Source organism: Dermacoccus sp. UBA1591 (assembly GCF_002322065.1).
GTDB lineage: Bacteria > Actinomycetota > Actinomycetes > Actinomycetales > Dermatophilaceae > Dermacoccus > Dermacoccus nishinomiyaensis.
Window position 1 is genome coordinate 74,871 of the sequence record NZ_DCNR01000054.1, and the last position, 1,033, is coordinate 75,903.

At 66.0% G+C, this 1,033-nt stretch carries 1 protein-coding gene; it reads right to left on the reverse strand.

The features are described from left to right. Positions 1-674, reverse strand: a 674-nt coding sequence (locus B2284_RS06010; RefSeq protein ID WP_286697297.1) for a class I SAM-dependent methyltransferase, incomplete at its 3' end; no start/stop codon positions are given. Positions 675-1,033 lie beyond the last annotated feature (359 nt).

The window sequence follows — 1,033 nt, forward strand, 5'->3', positions numbered from 1 at the left end:
CCGTCGTCGAACACGAGTGGTTGCTCCTGCTCGAAGTAGGGGAACTCCACGGCAGGGGTGGTGAATTCGTCATCGCGCAGGGTGCGTTTCGTGGTGGCTGGGTGGTCGCCCATCGCCCAAAGCATCGGGTGGCCTTCGCGGATGAACAGTCGCCCGCCGGGCTTGAGCAGCGCCGCGACGACCTGGGCCCAGCGTTCAATGCTGGGCAGCCAACACAGCGCGCCGATGCCGGTGTAGACGAGGTCGAACTGCCTGCCGCCCAGGGCTTCCGGCGCCGAGTAGACGTCGGATTCGACGTACTCGATGTCGCCGTGTCCGGCTGCAGCGGCGATGCGCCGGGCCTCTTCCAACGACTTCGGCGACAGGTCGACACCCGTGATGCGCTGCGCGCCAAGCCGTTTCAGCGACAACGTGTCGGTGCCGATGTGGCACTGGAGGTGGACGACGTCGAGCCCGTCGAGCGATCCGAGCCCCGGCGCATGCTCCACGTCGAACCGGAGGACACGGCTGATGGCGTCGGGGTGGTCGATGAAGTGCTGCACCGAATAGTCGGGGCTTGCGGCATGGGCGACGGCACGGTCATCCCAGTTGGCCTTGTTGACGCGCAGGTACTCCTCACTACCAGCCGTCGCCGTCGGCGACGTGGCTGCGGTCGAGAGCTGCGTGTCGTTCATGACGTCGAGTCTGCCGTGACCTGACGAACCACGCCACCGATTTCTTCGTCATGGTCAACCGCAGCGGGCCCACCTATGCAACGTCGCACCGTGATGAGTCGGCGCGGTCGCCGAATTGGAGGAAACCTCCAAACGAGACCGTCCAGAGTTGGTGCGTCTCTTGACGAAGTCGCACCAAGCAGTGCGCTTCGATGGTGAGGTACCCACCACCTGCGCGAAAGGCTCATGATGCCGAGGACCGCCACACCGACGTCCGCCGACACCACCGTCCGCGAGGAGGTCGGCATCCAGTTCCCGGCCGGATCCGACGGCACGCGCCCGACGACGCCGACCGTCAAGGCCATCGTCGCGGAAGCGGT